The organism is Bradyrhizobium sp. Ken51 (assembly GCF_055807435.1).
In genome coordinates this window covers 126,949-142,912 of sequence record NZ_JBVVPB010000016.1, presented here as the reverse complement: position 1 = coordinate 142,912, position 15,964 = coordinate 126,949, and the positions used below count along the sequence as shown (strand labels likewise).

Here is a 15,964-nt window from a genome sequence, read left to right as displayed (position 1 = left end):
GACAAGCGAGCCGCGACGAAAGCCTACAGGATCGGGAGGAGCAAGTATTGCGGACAAAAGTCGCAATCATCGGGGCAGGGCCGGCTGGATTGTTGCTTGGGCAACTGCTGCACCGTTACGGCATCGACAATGTCATTCTGGAGCGGCAGAGCCCCGATTATGTGCTCGGCCGCATCCGTGCCGGGCTGCTGGAGGAGGGAACCGTTGCGCTGCTCGACCAGATCGGCGCCGGCGCGCGGGCGCATGCCGAAGGGCTGGTGCATGAAGGGATCGAGCTCGCCTTCTCGGGGCGCCGGCACCGCATCGACATGAAGGCTGCGACCGGCAAGACGGTCATGATCTACGGCCAGACCGAGGTCACGCTGGATCTGATGAATGCGCGCAACGCCGCCGGCCTCACCTCGGTCTACGAGGCCAGGGACGTGCAGCCGCATGATTTCGACGGCAGTCACCCGCGCGTAACCTACGTGAAGGATGGCGTCACCCACACCATCGATTGCGATTTCATCGCCGGCTGCGACGGCTTTCACGGCATCAGCCGCGCCAGCGTTCCGGCTTCGGCGATCGAGGAGTTCGAGCGCATCTACCCGTTCGGCTGGCTCGGCATCCTCTCGGATACGCCGCCGGTCAGCCATGAGCTGATCTATTCCAACCACGCCCGCGGCTTTGCGCTCTGCACCATGCGTTCGACCAAACGCAGCCGGTACTATGTGCAGTGCGCGCTGGACGACCATGTCGACCAATGGCCGGACGACCGTTTCTGGGACGAGCTCAGGCGCCGGCTCGACCAGGACGCCGCCGACAGCCTGATCACGGGCCCCTCGATCGAGAAGAGCATTGCGCCCTTGCGCAGCTTCGTCGCCGAGCCGATGCGCTTCGGCAAAATGTTCCTGTGCGGCGACGCCGCCCATATCGTGCCGCCGACCGGCGCCAAGGGGCTGAACCTGGCGGCCAGCGACGCGCATTATCTGTCGAGCGCATTCCGCGAGTTCTACGACGAAAAATCCAGCGCCGGCATCGACGCCTATTCGGCGAAGGCATTGGCGCGGGTCTGGAAAGCCGTGCGCTTCTCCTGGTGGATGACCTCGATGCTGCACAAATTCCCCGACACCGGCACGATCGGCGCGCGCATCCAGCTCGCCGAACTCGACTACGTCACGCAGTCGCAGGCAGCGATGACATCGCTGTCGGAGAACTATGTGGGGCTGCCGTTTTAGGGCGCGGCCCGTACCGCATACCCCCGTCATTGCGAGCGTAGCGAAGCAATCCAGAATCCCTCCGCAGTGGGAGACTGGATTGCTTCGTCGCTACGCTCCTCGCAATGACAGGGGGGAGACCATTTCAAACACCCGCGCAAATTCCGTTTAAAACTTTGTAGGTGATGCAACCGTCACGTCCCTCGCGTTCAATGGCGGCAGCCACCAACGCGAGACAGACATGACCAGCACCGACATTCCCGCCGGCTTCGAGCCGCATTTTCGCAAGGCCCCACTCACCGACCCCTGGGAGCCGCTTTACTCCAGGAAGACCGACAACGGCGTCACCGTGGGATTGCGGCTGGCAAAGCCGCACACCAATGCACGCGGGCTGATCCATGGCGGCCTGATCGCCGCGTTGGCCGATGCCGCCATGGGTTACAGCTGCGCGCAGGCGACGGGCTGGGCGACCTCGTTGGTCACGATCTCGCTGTCGGTCGACTATGTCGGCGCCGGCGAGATCGGCCAATGGCTCGCGGTCGAGGGTGAGGCGATCAAGACCGGCAGCACGATCTGTTTCGCGCAGTGCCTCGCGAAGGCCGACGACGCCGTGATCGCGCGCGCCAGCGGCACCTTTCGCGTCGTGCCGAAGAAAGGATAGTTGTCATTCCGGGGCTCGCGAAGCGAGAACCCGGAATCTCGAGATTCCGGGTTCGGTCCTGCGGACCGCCCCGGAATGACAGTTGTCACCCAAACCTCCACTCCGCGGTCTCCACCACGAGATCGACGAAGGCGCGCACCTTGGCGGAGAGCAGGCGCGAGGTCGGGTAGACGATGTGAATCGGCAGCGCCGGCTGCTCGTATTTCGCCAACACGATTCTGAGCCGCCCGCGCCGCAAGCCCTCGGCGGCCTGATAGGCCAGCACCCGGGTCACGCCGCCGCCGGCCTCGGCATATTGCAGGGCGGCGTCGGCGCTGTTGCTGGCGAAGCGTGGATTCGGCGCCACCTCGATGTCGCGGCCGTCCTGCACGAAGCGCCAGCTGGCGGATGGACCGAAAGCGATGGTCTGGTGCGCGAGCAGTGCCTCCGGCGTCTTCGGCTCGCCATGGCGCTTCAGATAGCCTGGCGTCGCCACCACGATCCGCCGCATCTCGCCGACCTGGCGCGCGACGAGGGAGGAGTCGGCGAGATGGCCGATCCGCACCGCGACATCGACGGCGTCTTCCACCAGATTGACGAGGTTGTCCGACAGCCGCAATTCGCAGGCGACCTCGGGATAGCGCTTGAGGTAGGCGATCATGACAGGTCCGACATGGAGCCGGCCGAAGCCGACCGGGGCCGACACCACCAGCCGCCCGCTCGGCCGGTTGCGCTCCTCCCGTGCCGAGCCGTCGGCCTCCTCGACATCGGCCAGGATCCGACGCGCGCGCTCCAGATAGCGCGTGCCGACGTCGGTCAGGGTCACTTGTCGGGTGGTCCGCTGCAACAGCCGCGCGCCGAGATGCTCCTCCAGCGCTGCGATCAGCCGCGTCACCGCGGAGGGCGACAGCCGCAGCTTTCGTGCCGCCGGCGCGAAGCCGCGCAGGTCGGCGACGGTGACGAAAACATGCATGGCTTCAAGGCGGTCCATGGCATTATTGCATATGCCGCAATGATGAAGTGTCAAGCGGCCTGATTGTTTTAGTCGCCGGGAGGTCCATTTTAGATCGCGAAGACGCAGGGATGCGCCGGGATTTCAGGAGATGGTCCGATGACGGCAACTCACACCTATGCCAGCGACGTGGCATTCACGCCGGCGGTGAAGTCGATCCAGACCCGAAAAGGATCACGCGAAGGCTATGCCCATGCCGAGCAGCGCGGCTGGCGCACCGAGGTCGATGAAAACCTCGCGGCGTTCCTGGCCGACGCCAACAGCTTTTATCTTGCCACCGCCTCGGCCAATGGCCAGCCCTACATCCAGCATCGCGGCGGCCCGAAGGGCTTTTTGAAGGTGCTGGACAAGCAGACGCTGGCTTTCACGGACTACGCCGGCAATCGGCAATACATCACCCAGGGAAACCTGTCCGAAAATCCCAAGGCCTACATCTTCGTGATGGACTACGCCCATCGCCGCCGGGTGAAGATCTGGGGCGAGGCGCGCGTGGTCGAGGACGACGAGGCGCTGACGGCATCGCTGATGCCGAAAGGCTATCGTGCCCGGCCGGAGCAGGTGATCCTGTTCAAGATCGAAGCGTGGGACACGAACTGCCCGCAGCACATCCCGCAGAAGTTCGACGCGACGGATGTGGCAGCGGCGCTGGCGGCAAGGGATGCGAGGATTGCGGAGCTGGAGGCGGAGGTGGCGGCGATGAAGGGGGAGAAGGGGAAAAGTTGAGCTTACCTGTCAACGAAGCTGGAGCGGCTTGCACGGTGCACCCTCTCCCCTTGCGGGAGAGGGTGGCTCGTCGCGGAGCGACGAGACGGGTGAGGGGTCTCTCTCCGCAGGCGATGGTCCCACATCGTCATTCGCGGAGAGAACCCCTCATCCGGCGCTTCGCGCCACCTTCTCCCGCAAGGGGAGAAGGGAAGAAGGGAAGAAGACCGAGTGTGCGGCGCCAACAATTCCCGAACTTACAGCCCGCTCGCGCCTTCGTGCTGGAAGCCGAGATAGCTGGCGGCGACGCGCTCGTTCGCCGCGATGTCGCTGGCCTTGCCGCTGAGCACGAACTCGCCGAGCTCCATGACATAGGCCTGATCTGCGATTTTGAGCGCGGCCTGGGCGTTCTGTTCGACCAGCAGCACGGAGACGCCGGCAGCGCGCAGTTCGGTGACGATGCGGAAAATGTCGGCGACGATGATCGGGGCGAGGCCGAGGCTCGGCTCGTCCAGCATCAGGAGCTTTGGCTCACCCATCAGTGCGCGGCCCATCGCGAGCATCTGCTGCTCGCCGCCGGAGAGCGTGCCGGCGAGCTGCTTGCGCCGCTCCTTGAGCCGTGGAAACAGCGTGTAGACCCGCTCCATCGAGGCTTTCGCCTTGCTTCTCTCGATGCGGAAGGCCCCCAGCTCGAGATTGTCCTCGACATTCATGGTCACGAACAATTCGCGATGCTCGGGAACGAGGCCAAGCCCCATGGCGACGCGGTCCTCGATGTCGAGCCGCGACAGATCCTGACCTGCGAATGAAACGCGCCCCTTAAGCGGCAAGATGCCAATGATGGCGGAGAGCAGCGTGGTCTTGCCGGCGCCGTTGGCGCCGACGATGGTGACGATCTGGTTTTGGCCGACTTCGAGCGAGACTGAGCGCACGGCCTCGACCTTGCCATAGGCGACATGGGCGTCGGCGACGGACAACAGTGCGCTCATGCCGCCACTCCGAGATAGGCCTTGATCACTTCGGGATTGGTCTTGATCGTGGCCGGCGTTCCTTCCGCGATCTTGGTGCCGAAATCGAGCACCACGATGCGGTCGGCGAGGTTCATGACGAAGCCCATGTCGTGCTCGACCAGCAGGACGCTCATGCCGCCGTCGCGCAGCTCCCGCAGCAGCGTCGCGAGCTGCTGCTTTTCCATGTGGCGCAGGCCGGCCGCCGGCTCGTCGAGCAGCAGCAGCATCGGATCGACGCACAACGCACGGGCGATCTCGACGATCCGTTGCTGTCCCAGCGACAGCGAGCCTGCGAGCTGATGCATCTGCTCGCCAAGTCCGACCCGCTCGATCTGGCGGGCGGCTTCGGCGAGCAGCTTTGCCTCGTCGGCGCGGTCGAGCCGCAGCATCGAGGAGATCGGCCCCGAATGGCCGCGCAGATGGGCGCCGATCGCGACGTTCTCCAGCACGGTCATATCAGGCACCAGCTTGACGTGCTGGAAGGTGCGGGAGATGCCGAGCTTGACGATCTCCTGCGGCGGCGCCCTGTCGACCTTGTTGCCGAGCACGGAGATCGAGCCCGAGCTGGCCGACAGTACGCCGGTGATCAGGTTGAAGGTGGTGCTCTTGCCGGCGCCGTTGGGGCCGATCAACGCGACGATCTCGCGGGCCTGAACGTCGAAGGAGACGTTGTTCACCGCGACCACGCCGCCGAATTGCTTCCGCGCCTTCTCGACCTGGAGCAGGACGCTGGATTGGCCGGGTGAGCGGGTGCGCTGCTCCAGTTTCAGCGAGGTGTCCGGCTTTTTGCCACTGGTACGCTGAGGCAGGAACGACATCAGCCAGGGCCAGACGCCGCCGGGTGCGAGCTGGAGCAGCGCCACCAGCATGATGCCGAACACGATGGTTTCGACCTGGCCGGAGCCGGGCAGGATCAGCGGCAGATAGCTCTGCAGCACTTCCTTCAGGACCACGACGAGCGCCGCGCCCAGGACGCCGCCCCAGACATAGCCGGCGCCGCCGACCACGGCGATGAAGAGATATTCGATGCCGGCCTGCGCGCCGAACGGCGTCGGGTTCACCGCGCGTTGAAGATGGGCGTAGAGCCAGCCGGAGAGACCGGCGAGCACGGCGGCGTGGATGAACACCAGCATTTTCGCCCGCGGCGTGTGCACGCCGAACGCCTCGGCCGCGATATGGCCGCGCCGGAGCGCGCGGATGGCGCGGCCGGTGCGGGAGTCCAGCAGGTTCATCGTGAGCAGCGCCGAGAGGATCACGGCAACCCAGATCGCGTAGTAGATCGAGCCGGGCGAGAGCATCTTGAACGAGCCGATCGACAGCGGCGGGATCGCCGAGATGCCGTCGTTTCTTCCCAAAAATTCCAGCTTGCTGAAGAGATAGAACAAGCCGAGCCCCCAGGCGAGCGTGCCGAGCGGCAGATAGTGGCCGGACAGACGGACCGTGACGAGGCCGAGCAGCACCGCCAACAATCCGCTGACCACCAGCGACAACGGCAGTGTCAGCCAGGGCGACATGCCGTAGGCCGTCGACAGCACCGCGGTGGTGTAGGCGCCGAAACCGACGAAGGCCGCTTGTCCAAACGAGGTCAGGCCGCCGACGCCGGTCAGCAGCACGAGGCCCATCGCGACGAGGGCCGCGAGGCCGATATTGTCGAGCAGCACGATCCAGAACGGGGGCATGCCCGGAACAAACGGGATCGCCGCCATGATCAGCGCGAAGATGAGGATGGGGAGCCGGCTCTGCATCTTGGCGTCAGTCCTTTTCTTCCTCGACCGCAGGCGCCGCGAGCGAGCGCAACAGCAGCACGGGAATCAAGAGCATGAAAACGATCACCTCCTTGTAGTTGGAGGCATAGAAGGACGAGAACGCCTCGACGATGCCGACGACCAGCGCCGCGACCGCCGTGAGGGGATAGCTGACAAGCCCGCCAATGATGGCAGCGACAAAGCCCTTCAGGCCGATCAGGAAGCCCGAGTCGTAATAGAGCGTCGTGATCGGCACGATCATGATGCCCGACAGCGCACCGATGACGGACGCCAGCAGGAAGGCGATCTGCCCGGACAGCGTCGTGCGGATCCCGACGAGCCGGGCACCCAGCCGGTTCACGGCGGTCGCGCGTAGCGCCTTGCCGTAGAGCGTGAGCCCGAAGAACAGCCACAGCCCGACGATGAAGGCGATGGTGATGCCATAGACCGTAATGCTCTGGCCAGTGAAGCGCAGCGCGCCGGCGGTGAAAGATCCCGACAGCACGGCAGGTCCGCGCTGGCCCTCGGCGCCGAAGAACAAAAGGCCTAGTCCCTGAAGCGCGAGATGGACGCCCACCGACGCGATCAGCAGCACCAGCACCGAGGTGTGCGCCAGCGGCTGGAATGCGATGCGGTAGAGAAACAGGCCGATCATCGCCACGATCACCAGCGACAGCGCGATGCAGACCGCAACCGGCGGCTTCTGAGCGGCAAAATAGACGGTCAGCGCCAGCACGATGGCCGGCAGTACGATATTGGTGACGGTGCTGCGCAGGATCAGGCGCCCGTGCAGCGCCTTGCGCGCCGCGAACAAGTCGAAGGCGAAGGCGCCGATGCCCAGGGCGAGCGCGAGTTTTGCCGTGCCCGGCATCTGGCCCGCGGCCAGCGAGGCATAGGTCAGCGCGCCATAGGTGACGAATTCGCCTTGCGGAATGAGGATGACGCGGGTGACGGCGAACACCAGCACCAGCGCCAGGCCGAGCAGCGCATAGATCGCGCCATTGGTGATGCCGTCCTGCAGCAGGAACAGCATGATGGTGGTATTCAAGACCGGACGCCCCCCCTCAAAGATTCAGGACCGGTCCCCTGATTGTGGTGGACGGTCCGCTCACAGCCATTGAACAGCGCTGACGATATTTGATATGGTCCATAACAATTATCAAATATAACATCAAGTGTGGCGAACGATCCTCCCGAACTTAACGGGATTGCGAGCATGAGGCGATGACCGTTTCCAAAACCGCTGAAAAATCCGCCGACACAGCCAAGGGCCGCAAGGACGCGGCCGAAGGGCCCGGCGAAGCCCTCCAGCTCGGCGAGCTCTCGGAGCAGCTCGGCTATGTCCTGAAGCGGGCACAGCTCAAGGTGTTCGAGAATTTCCTGCGCTGCATGGCCTCGCTCCAGCTCACGCCGGCGCAGTTCTCCGTGCTGCTGCTGGTCGAGAAAAACCCGGGCCGTAACCAGACCGAGATCGCCTCCACCCTCGGCATCCTGCGCCCGAACTTCGTGGCCATGCTCGACAATCTCGAGAGCCGCGATCTTTGCGCGCGGATCCGCTCCACCAACGACCGCCGCTCGCACATCCTGGTGCTGACCGATAAGGGCAAGGCCGTGCTGGCCCGTGCCAAGAAGCTCGTCGCCACCAAGCACGAGGCCCGGCTGAACGAGCTGCTCGGGCCGTCCAACCGCGAAGCCCTGCTCGGAATGCTCTCGAAGATCGCCAACGAGTTTTGACGGATTCGTTGCGCCGGCGACGGAGCATCGAACCCGCGGGCGGGCTGGCGGCGGTTAGGCTGCAGCGAACCGGTCGGGCATGGCAGGTGCGTCCGCGGACAGGAAGCGGCGCTCGATTTCCACGGCGGGCAAGGGAGGGCTGAACAGATAGCCCTGCATTTCGGTGCAGCCCTCCGCTGCGATCCGGTCCCTTTGCTCCTCGGTCTCCACGCCCTCCGCCGTCGTCGTCATGCCCATTCCGCGCGCCAGCGCCGCCACCGCTCGCACGATGCTGAGGGATGCCGCATTGTTTTCCACGCCGCTGACGAAAGACCGATCGATCTTGATCTTGTCGAAGGGAAAGCATTGCAGATAGGTCAGTGACGAATAGCCGGTGCCGAAATCGTCCATGGCGACCTTGATGCCCAGTGCGCGGAGCTGGTGCAGCGTCGTCAGCGTCCCATGCCTGTCCTGCAGCAGAACGCTTTCCGTGATCTCGATCTCCAGCCGCCGCGGATCGAGGGCGGAGGCCGCCAGCGCGCCGACGATCACCTCCGTCAGGCCCGGCTGACGGAATTGCACCGCCGAGATATTGACGGCGACGTGCAGATGGTCCGGCCACCGGCTTGCAGTGGCACAGGCCTGCCGGATCACCCATTCGCCGATCGGCACGATCAGGCCGATCTCTTCCGCAAGCGGGATAAAGCTGTTCGGCGCGACCAGTCCGCGCCGTGGATGTCGCCAACGGATCAAGGCTTCGAAGCCGCTGATCTCGCCGCCGTCGGTCTTCACGACCGGCTGGTAGTGCAGCTCGAACTCGCCGGCGGCAAGGCCGTTGCGCAGGTCCTGCTCCAGCGCGCGACGGCTTTGCGCCTCTTCGCCCATGGCCGGTTCGAAGAAGCAGTGCATGCCGCGGCCGCCGCTTTTTGCGCGATACAGGGCCAGATCGGCATTGTGCAGGAGTTGTTCGGGCGTCGAGCCGTCGCCGGGCGCAATGGCGATCCCGATGCTCGCGCCCGCAATGGTCTGGTGTCCGTCGAGCCCGAACGGAGCACTCAGCGTGCTGACAACATCACGCGCCAGCGCGTCCGCTTCGCTCGAATTGGAAATCGGGGTCTGGAGGATCACGAATTCATCGCCACCCATGCGCGCGATCGTATCGCTGTCGCGCGCGAGCTGCTTGAGGCGGCGGCTGGCATCCTGCAGCAGGATGTCGCCGGCCTGATGGCCCAGGGTGTCGTTGACGGCCTTGAACTTGTCGAGATCGATGTGGTGGATCGCGAACATCCCACTCTGTTCGAGCGCCTGCTTGAGGCGCTGACCGAGCAGGGCGCGATTGGCGAGGTCCGTCAGCGCGTCGTGGTGCGCCATATGCGCGATCTTCAATTCCGCCTTGCGCTGCTCGGTGATGTCTTCGTGGGTCGCGACCCATCCGAGATCGGGCATCGGTCGATGCCTGATCTTGAAGGTTCGCCCGTTCCGCATCTCGACGACGCTGTCCATGGCCTCGGCTGATGTGGCGACATCGGTCCGCCATCTAGCATATTCCTCCCGCGTCATGGCCGGCACGCTGCCGGCTTCGAAGCGCATGTCGAGGATCTCCTGGAGCGGCGTGCCCGGACGAACGCGGTCGGGCGGCAGGCCGTACATTTCGATATAGTGCGTGTTGCAGACCAGCAGCCGATGGTCGGCGCTGAAGAAGCAAAGTCCCTGCGACATGTTGTTGATCGCAATGTCGAACTGAAAATTGCGTTCCTGTAGCCGCGCACTGAGCTCTTCGCGCTCTGTAATGTCCTCGTGCGTCGCCATGCCGCCGCCGTCGGGCAGGGGATGGATGGTGTAGGCGATGATTCGTCCGTCGGCGAACTGCTGGACCGTCTGCTCGCTGACGACCGAACCCTCCGTGCGGGCGCGGACATAGGCGCCGGCTTCTCCGCGGATGTTCAGGCCCAGTTCGAGCCGATGCTGGATCAGGTCCTTGATCGGCGTACCCGGGTGCACCTGCTCGGGCGAGAGCGCGTACATTTCGCGGTAACGCGGATTGCAGAAAATGACCCTGCGGTCGCTCCCAAAGAGGATGATGCCGAGCCACAGATTATTGGCGGCGCACTTGAGCAGCTCGCCGAGCACGAGCGGATCAATGCTTGCGACCTCCTGATCACTCTGCGCCATGCGCGTTGCCCCCGGGACGACGCGATTAGAGCAGGCGGTGGTGAATGAGCCCAATGATTCGCCCGATTTCAGGGCGCATTCCTGAAACTGCAGCGAACGCGAGGTTAAAAGCGGCAATGGCGGCCCCTGGAAAAGAGGACGCCGACGAGAACTCAGAGATCATTAACCATGCTGTCCCGCCGAACCGCGCGCTGAGCCGGCGGGATAGCGATGCCGCTGGGTCAGTCGATCAGGATTACCCTGATGTCGTTCACGTTGGTCAGCGTGGGACCCGGCAGCAACAGGTCGCCCGTCGCCTCGAAGAACGTCGTCGCGTCGTTGTTGTCGAGATAGGTCTGCGCATGCAGCCGCTGCGCCGTCATCTTCGCGAACGTCGCCGCGTCGATCAGCGCGCCGGCGGGGTCGGTGGGATTTCCGGCACCGCCATCGGCGCCGTCGGTGTCGCCGGCGAGCGCGGAGATGTCAGGCGTGTCCTTCAAGAGGCCCGCGAGCGCCAGCGCGTATTCCTGGTTCGGGCCGCCGCGGCCATTGCCGCGCACGGTGACCGTGAGCTCGCCGCCGGAGAGGATCGCGACGCGCTTGCCCTGCGCGCGGGCCTGAAGCGCCAGCTTGGCGTGATCGGCGGCAACGTCGCGGGCCTCGCCTTCGAGGTCGGCGCCGAGATCGATTGTCTCGTAACCGGCTTCATGCGCGAGTTTCACCGCAGCGTCGAGCGATTGCTTCGGACGCGCGATCAATTCGAAATGCGCGCGCGCGAACGCGGCGTCGCCGGGCTTGCAGCTCTCGTTGGCGGGGTCGTCCAGCGCGCGGCGGACGGCATCGTCGATGTCGAGCTTGTATTTGGCGACGATGGCGCGCGCATCATTGAGCGTGGTCGGATCGGGCACGGTCGGACCGGAGGCGATCGCGGAGGGGTCGTCATGCGGCACGTCGGAGATCGCAAGCGTCACGATCTCGGCGGCATTTCTGCCTGCGCGCGCCAGCCGGCCGCCCTTGATCCGCGACAGGTGCTTGCGCACGACATTCATCTCGCCGATCGGCGCGCCGGAGCGGAGCAGCGCCTTGTTGACCGCCTGCTTCTGCGCGAAGCTGATGCCGTTGACGGGCGCGATCCAGTTCGCCGAGCCGCCGCCGGTCAGCAGCACCAGAAGCAAATCGTCGGGCCCGGCCTCGGCCGCGAGCGCGAGCGTATCGGCCGCGCCCTTCAGGCCGGCTTCGTCAGGCAAGGGATGACCGGCCTCGACCACGCGGATGCGGCGGGTCGGTACGCCGTAGCCGTGGCGCGTGGTGGCGATGCCGACGAGGCGTTCCGGTGCGAGCCCGAGCGTGTCGAGATAATGCCGCTCGGCGGCGGCGGCCATCGCGGCCGCGCCCTTGCCGGCGGCGAGGCAGATCACGCGTCCCCTCGGTGCGGGCCGCAGGTGTGGCGCCAGAATCGTGCTCGGATGAGCGGCGGCAACGGCGGCGTCGTAGAGCGCGCGGAGCAGGGGGCGTCGGTCGGTCATGACGAAAGGCCTTGGCGGACAGGAAAGACTGGCGGCAAACGCGCCGCTCACCTGCCTACCGCATCATGCGCCAAAGCGTAAGCCGGCTTCGCCATCATTCGATTGTGCAATCGCGTGATCATAATCGGCACAGCAAAGCCCCTGCGATCATCTCGCAGGGGGCTCTCGTCGTCGTATGGTCGAGCCGGCTAGCCGCCCACGTCGGCGCTGATCACGTCGCCGAACAGTTCCCACTTCTCGCCCTTGAACTTCTCGAGCTGGAGCTGGCTGATCGGCGCGAAATCGGTCGGGGAGGTGTTGATCTTCACGCCCGGCAGCAGCGCCTCGGTGCGGAAGTCCTTCAGACTCGCCGCCTGCTTCATGATGTTCGCGCGCGTGAGATCGTCGCCGCACTGCTTCAAGACCTGAACGAGCGTCTGGGCCACGGCATAGCCGACGATGGTGCCCTTATCGAGCTTGTCGCCCTCGGGGAAGTATTTGGTCATGAACGCCAAGAAGTCCTTCATGCCGGGATCGCTGGTCCAAGCGGGATCCGATACGTCCTTGAGATAATCGGCCGAGATGATGTCCTGGCCGTTCTCGAAGCCGGCGGGCTTCATCACGCTGCCGACGGAGGCCGAGACGTTGTTGAGGAAGTGCAGCGGCTTCCAGCCGATCTCGGCGTTCTTCTTGATCGCCTGCGCGGCGAATTTCGGCGTCGTGATGTTCATGAAGACGTCGGCGCCGGTCGACTTCAGCTTGACGATGTGATTGTCGATGGTCGGCTCGGATGTCTCGTAGCTCTCCTCCATGACGATCATTGACGCGGCCTTGGCGCCGAGGCCGTCCTTCAGGCCCTTCAGATAGTCCTTGCCGTAATCGTCGTTCTGGTAAAGCACGGCGATCTTGGCGTCCGGCTTGTTCTTCAAGAGCCACTTCGCATAGATCTGCGTCTCGCTCTGGTAGTTGGGCTGCCAGCCCATGGTCCACGGGAAGTTTTGCGGATCGTTCCACTTGGTGGCGCCGGTGGCGACGAAGAGCTGCGGCACCTTCTTCGAGTTCATGTATTTGTGGATCGCCGAGTTCGGCGGCGTGCCGAGCGAGTTGAAGATGAACAGCACCTCGTCGCTCTCGACCAGCTTGCGCGCCTGCTCCACCGTCTTCGGCGGCGAGTAGGCGTCGTCGTAGCTGATGTAGTTGATCTTGCGGCCGTTGATGCCGCCTTCGTCGTTGATCTTCTTGAAATAGGCGGCTTCCGTCCGCCCGATGATGCCGTAGGCGGAGGCCGGGCCGCTGTAGGGCATGATGTTGCCGATCTTGATCTCGGTATCGGTCGCGCCGGTATCGTATTTCTTCTGGGCCGATGCAGTGGAGGCCGAGGCCGCAATGAGCGCGAGCGCAAGTGACGCGGCCGCAAGTTTGCCGGTGACAGCGGGCATTCCTATCTCCCTATTTTCTTGGTGTGTGTGCGTCCCTTTTCTTGTGTTGCTCGTTTTTGGTGACGCAGCCGCAATTCAATACGATTTACCTGATGCCTACAACAGAAAGCCCCTGCGGCGGGGTCGCAGGAGCTGCTTCTTTAGTAGTCAGGGCGCCCGCCCGCTCGTGTGCGACTGCGAGAAGGTGCATCCGTCTGAGTTGATCAACCGATCAGGAGCGAGTTTGAGTTGCGCGGCTTCAGTGGCCGAGCTCGCTCGAGATGATGTCCCCGAACAGCTCCCATTTCCGGCCCTTGAACCTCATCATCTGGAGCTGCTCGATCGGGGCGAAATTATCGGCTGCGGTGTTGATCTTGATGCCGGGCAACAGGGTGTCGGGTTCGAAATCCTTCAGGCTGGCGGCCTGCTTCATGACGTTGTCGCGGGTGAGGTCGTCGCCGCACATTTGCAGCACCTTCACCATGGTCTGCGCGGCGGCATAGCCGAACACTACGCCGGCATCGAGCTTGTTAGCCTTGGGATCGTATTTGGCGAGGAAGTTGTAGAACTTCTTCATGCCGTCGTCGGCATTCCATTGCGGGTCGGAGCCGTCCTTGGTGTAGCTCGCCGACAGGACGCCTTGCGAGACCTCGAGCCCGGCCGGCTCGAGCACGCCGCCGACCGAGGCCGAGACGTTGGAGATGATGTGGACCGGATGCCAGCCGATCTCGGCCGCCTTCTTGATCGCTTGCGCTGCAAATTTCGGTGTGGTGATGCTGACGAAGATGTCGGCGCCGGAGGCCTTCAATTTCACGACGTGCTCGTCGATTGCCGGCTCCGAAGTGTCGTAACCGTCTTCCAGCACGATCATCGAGGCCTTAGGGCCTAGGCCTTCCTTCAGCCCCTTGAGATAGTCCTTGCCGAAATCGTCGTTCTGGTAGAGCACGCCGATCTTGCCGTCCGGCTTCTCCTTCATGATGTACTTGGCGTAGATGCGCGCCTCGCTCGCGTAGCTCGGCTGCCAGCCCATGGTCCAGGGATATTGCTTCGGATCGTTCCACTTCGAAGCGCCGCTCGCCACGAACAATTGCGGAACCTTCTTCTCGTTCATGTATTTGCGGATCGCGCCGTTGGTGGAGGTGCCGAGCGAGCCGAAGATCAGCAGCACCCCGTCGCTCTCGACCAGCTTGCGGGCCTGCTCCACCGTCTTCGGCGGCGAATAGCCGTCATCGTAGGAGATGAACTTGATCTTGCGGCCGCCGATGCCGCCCTCGGCATTGATCTTGTTGAAATAGGCTTCCTCGGCCTTGCCGATCGCCGCATAGGCGGACGCCGGGCCGCTATAGGGCATGATGTTGCCGATCTTGATCTCGGTATCGGAAGCGCCGGCGTCGTATTTCTTCTGGGCCAGTGCCGGGCCGCTCATCGCAGTGCACAACGCGAATGCAGCCAGAACGGCCGCAACCTGAAATCGAACGGCAGTCATCTTTCTCCACCCGGAACGGATCGTCGCCGCATTGAACAAGATTGATGCAAGACGTCAACAAAAAGCCCCCGCGATGACTCGCGGGGGCTTCTTGAAGCGTTGGACTATAGCGTCAGGGTGTCACTCGGTGGCGATGTCGCCGCTGATGATCTCGCCGAAGAGTTCCCACTTCTCGCCCTTGAAGCGCTGCATCTGAAGCTGCGCGATCGGGGCAAAGTCGGTCGGGCCGGTGTTGATCTTGACGCCGGGCAGCAGGGTGTCCGGTGCAAAATCCTTCAACGAAGCCGCCTGCTTCATGATGTTGGCCCGGGTCAGATCGTCGCCGCACATCTCCAGGACCTTGGCCAGCGTCGACGCCGCGCCGTAGCCATAGACCATGCTGGTGTCGGACTTGTCGGCACCCGGCATGTACTTGTCGACGAACTCGTTCCACTTCTTCATGCCGGGGTCGTTGGCCCACTGCGGGTCCGTGGAGTCCTTGGCATAGGCCGCCGACAGCACGCCCTGCGCAGCCTCGAAGCCGGCCGGCTTCATCACGCTGCCGACCGAGATCGACACGTTGGTGAGGATCTGCAGCGGCTTCCAGCTCAGCTCGGCGGTCTTCTTGATGGTTTGGGCCGCGAATTTCGGCGTCGTGTAGATCAGCAGGACGTCGGGATTGGCGGCCTTGATCTTGACGATGTGACCATCGATCGACGGCTCCGACACCTCGTAGCTCTCTTCCATGACGATCATGGACGCGCCCTTGGCGCCCAGGCCGTCCTTGGTGCCCTTGAGGTAGTCTTTGCCGAAATCGTCGTTCTGATAGAGGATCGCGATCTTGGCGTCCGGCTTCTCCTTCAAGAGCCATTTCGCGTAGATCTGCGCTTCGCTCTGGTAGGAGGGCTGCCAGCCCATGGTCCAGGGGAAGTTCTTCGGGTCGTTCCACTTGGTGGCGCCGGTGGCGACGAACAGCTGCGGGATCTTCTTGGCGTTCAAATACTTCTGGATCGCGCTGTTCGAGGGCGTGCCGAGCGGGTTGAACACGACGATTACTTCGTCGCTCTCGACCAGCTTGCGGACCTGCTCCACGGCCTTCGGCGGCGAATAGCCGTCATCATAGGTGACGAAGTTGATCTTGCGGCCGTTGATGCCGCCCTTGTCGTTGATCATCTTGAAATAGGCTTCTTCGGTCTTGCCGATGATGCCATAGGCGGACGCCGGACCGCTGTACGGCATGATGTTGCCGATCTTGATCTCGGTATCGGACGCGCCAGTGTCATATTTTTTCTGGGCGAATGCGGCGCCTGAGGTGAGAGTGATGACCGCCGTTGCCGTGACCAGCGCAGCGGTTCGCAGTGTTCTTTCAAAAAGCAATTCGGGTCTCCTTGGCTTAATTAACGGACT

General features: G+C 63.8%; 13 protein-coding genes. 4 read left to right on the top strand and 9 right to left on the bottom strand.

What is annotated here, in order from left to right:
* The first annotated feature begins 47 nt into the window (after window positions 1–47).
* Both pobA and AC0L27_RS25520 read left to right on the top strand, forming a co-directional pair.
* Entirely contained in the window at window positions 48–1,217 is a 1,170-nt protein-coding gene (gene pobA, locus AC0L27_RS25525) for a 4-hydroxybenzoate 3-monooxygenase (RefSeq protein WP_275172334.1), read from the top strand.
* Window positions 1,218–1,437: 220 nt separating this feature from the next.
* On the top strand, window positions 1,438–1,857 hold the full coding sequence (locus AC0L27_RS25520) for a PaaI family thioesterase (protein ID WP_275172333.1): 420 nt from the start codon (window positions 1,438–1,440) through the stop codon (window positions 1,855–1,857).
* Window positions 1,858–1,942: 85 nt separating this feature from the next.
* Here AC0L27_RS25520 and AC0L27_RS25515 read toward each other — a convergent pair whose 3' ends face one another.
* Window positions 1,943–2,827 carry a LysR family transcriptional regulator gene (locus AC0L27_RS25515; protein WP_354209524.1) on the bottom strand — a complete coding sequence of 295 codons (885 nt, stop codon included), beginning with the start codon at window positions 2,825–2,827 and terminating at the stop codon, window positions 1,943–1,945.
* A gap of 120 nt (window positions 2,828–2,947) precedes the next feature.
* Here AC0L27_RS25515 and AC0L27_RS25510 point away from each other — a divergent pair, with 120 nt between their 5' ends.
* A complete protein-coding gene (locus AC0L27_RS25510; RefSeq protein WP_354209523.1) occupies window positions 2,948–3,571 on the top strand; it encodes a pyridoxamine 5'-phosphate oxidase family protein in 624 nt (207 codons plus the stop codon).
* A gap of 236 nt (window positions 3,572–3,807) precedes the next feature.
* Here the strand turns inward: AC0L27_RS25510 and AC0L27_RS25505 are convergent, their stop codons facing one another.
* Genes AC0L27_RS25505 through AC0L27_RS25495 form a run of 3 tightly spaced genes read right to left on the bottom strand, consistent with a single transcriptional unit; the run spans window position 3,808 to window position 7,353 of the window.
* A complete protein-coding gene (locus AC0L27_RS25505) occupies window positions 3,808–4,539 on the bottom strand; it encodes an ABC transporter ATP-binding protein (RefSeq protein ID WP_354209522.1) in 732 nt (243 codons plus the stop codon).
* Window positions 4,536–6,305 carry a branched-chain amino acid ABC transporter ATP-binding protein/permease gene (locus AC0L27_RS25500; protein ID WP_354209521.1) on the bottom strand — a complete coding sequence of 590 codons (1,770 nt, stop codon included), beginning with the start codon at window positions 6,303–6,305 and terminating at the stop codon, window positions 4,536–4,538. The genes AC0L27_RS25505 and AC0L27_RS25500 overlap by 4 nt, the downstream gene beginning before the upstream one ends.
* 7 nt (window positions 6,306–6,312) lie before the next feature.
* The gene (locus AC0L27_RS25495) at window positions 6,313–7,353 is read right to left on the bottom strand and encodes a branched-chain amino acid ABC transporter permease (RefSeq protein WP_354062929.1); all 1,041 of its coding nucleotides are present in this window, start codon (window positions 7,351–7,353) and stop codon (window positions 6,313–6,315) included.
* Between the two features lie 176 nt (window positions 7,354–7,529).
* On the opposite strand from AC0L27_RS25495, the gene AC0L27_RS25490 reads away from it, so the two are divergent.
* A complete protein-coding gene (locus tag AC0L27_RS25490; protein ID WP_275172328.1) occupies window positions 7,530–8,039 on the top strand; it encodes a MarR family winged helix-turn-helix transcriptional regulator in 510 nt (169 codons plus the stop codon).
* A 54-nt stretch (window positions 8,040–8,093) separates the two neighbouring features.
* Here the strand turns inward: AC0L27_RS25490 and AC0L27_RS25485 are convergent, their stop codons facing one another.
* From AC0L27_RS25485 to AC0L27_RS25465, 5 genes are all read right to left on the bottom strand, one after another.
* Window positions 8,094–10,190: a putative bifunctional diguanylate cyclase/phosphodiesterase gene (locus tag AC0L27_RS25485; RefSeq protein ID WP_354209520.1), complete on the bottom strand. Its 2,097-nt coding sequence runs from the start codon at window positions 10,188–10,190 to the stop codon at window positions 8,094–8,096.
* Between the two features lie 221 nt (window positions 10,191–10,411).
* Window positions 10,412–11,695, bottom strand: coding sequence for a glycerate kinase type-2 family protein (locus AC0L27_RS25480; protein WP_354209519.1), 1,284 nt, complete (start codon window positions 11,693–11,695; stop codon window positions 10,412–10,414).
* 188 nt (window positions 11,696–11,883) lie between these two features.
* The gene (locus tag AC0L27_RS25475) at window positions 11,884–13,113 is read right to left on the bottom strand and encodes an ABC transporter substrate-binding protein (protein WP_275172325.1); all 1,230 of its coding nucleotides are present in this window, start codon (window positions 13,111–13,113) and stop codon (window positions 11,884–11,886) included.
* A 238-nt stretch (window positions 13,114–13,351) separates the two neighbouring features.
* Complete coding sequence (locus tag AC0L27_RS25470) at window positions 13,352–14,578, bottom strand: ABC transporter substrate-binding protein (protein ID WP_354209518.1); 1,227 nt, start codon at window positions 14,576–14,578, stop codon at window positions 13,352–13,354.
* A gap of 120 nt (window positions 14,579–14,698) precedes the next feature.
* Window positions 14,699–15,934 (bottom strand): ABC transporter substrate-binding protein, encoded by a 1,236-nt coding sequence (locus AC0L27_RS25465; RefSeq protein WP_354209517.1) that lies wholly within the window; start codon window positions 15,932–15,934, stop codon window positions 14,699–14,701.
* Window positions 15,935–15,964: the final 30 nt, after the last annotated feature.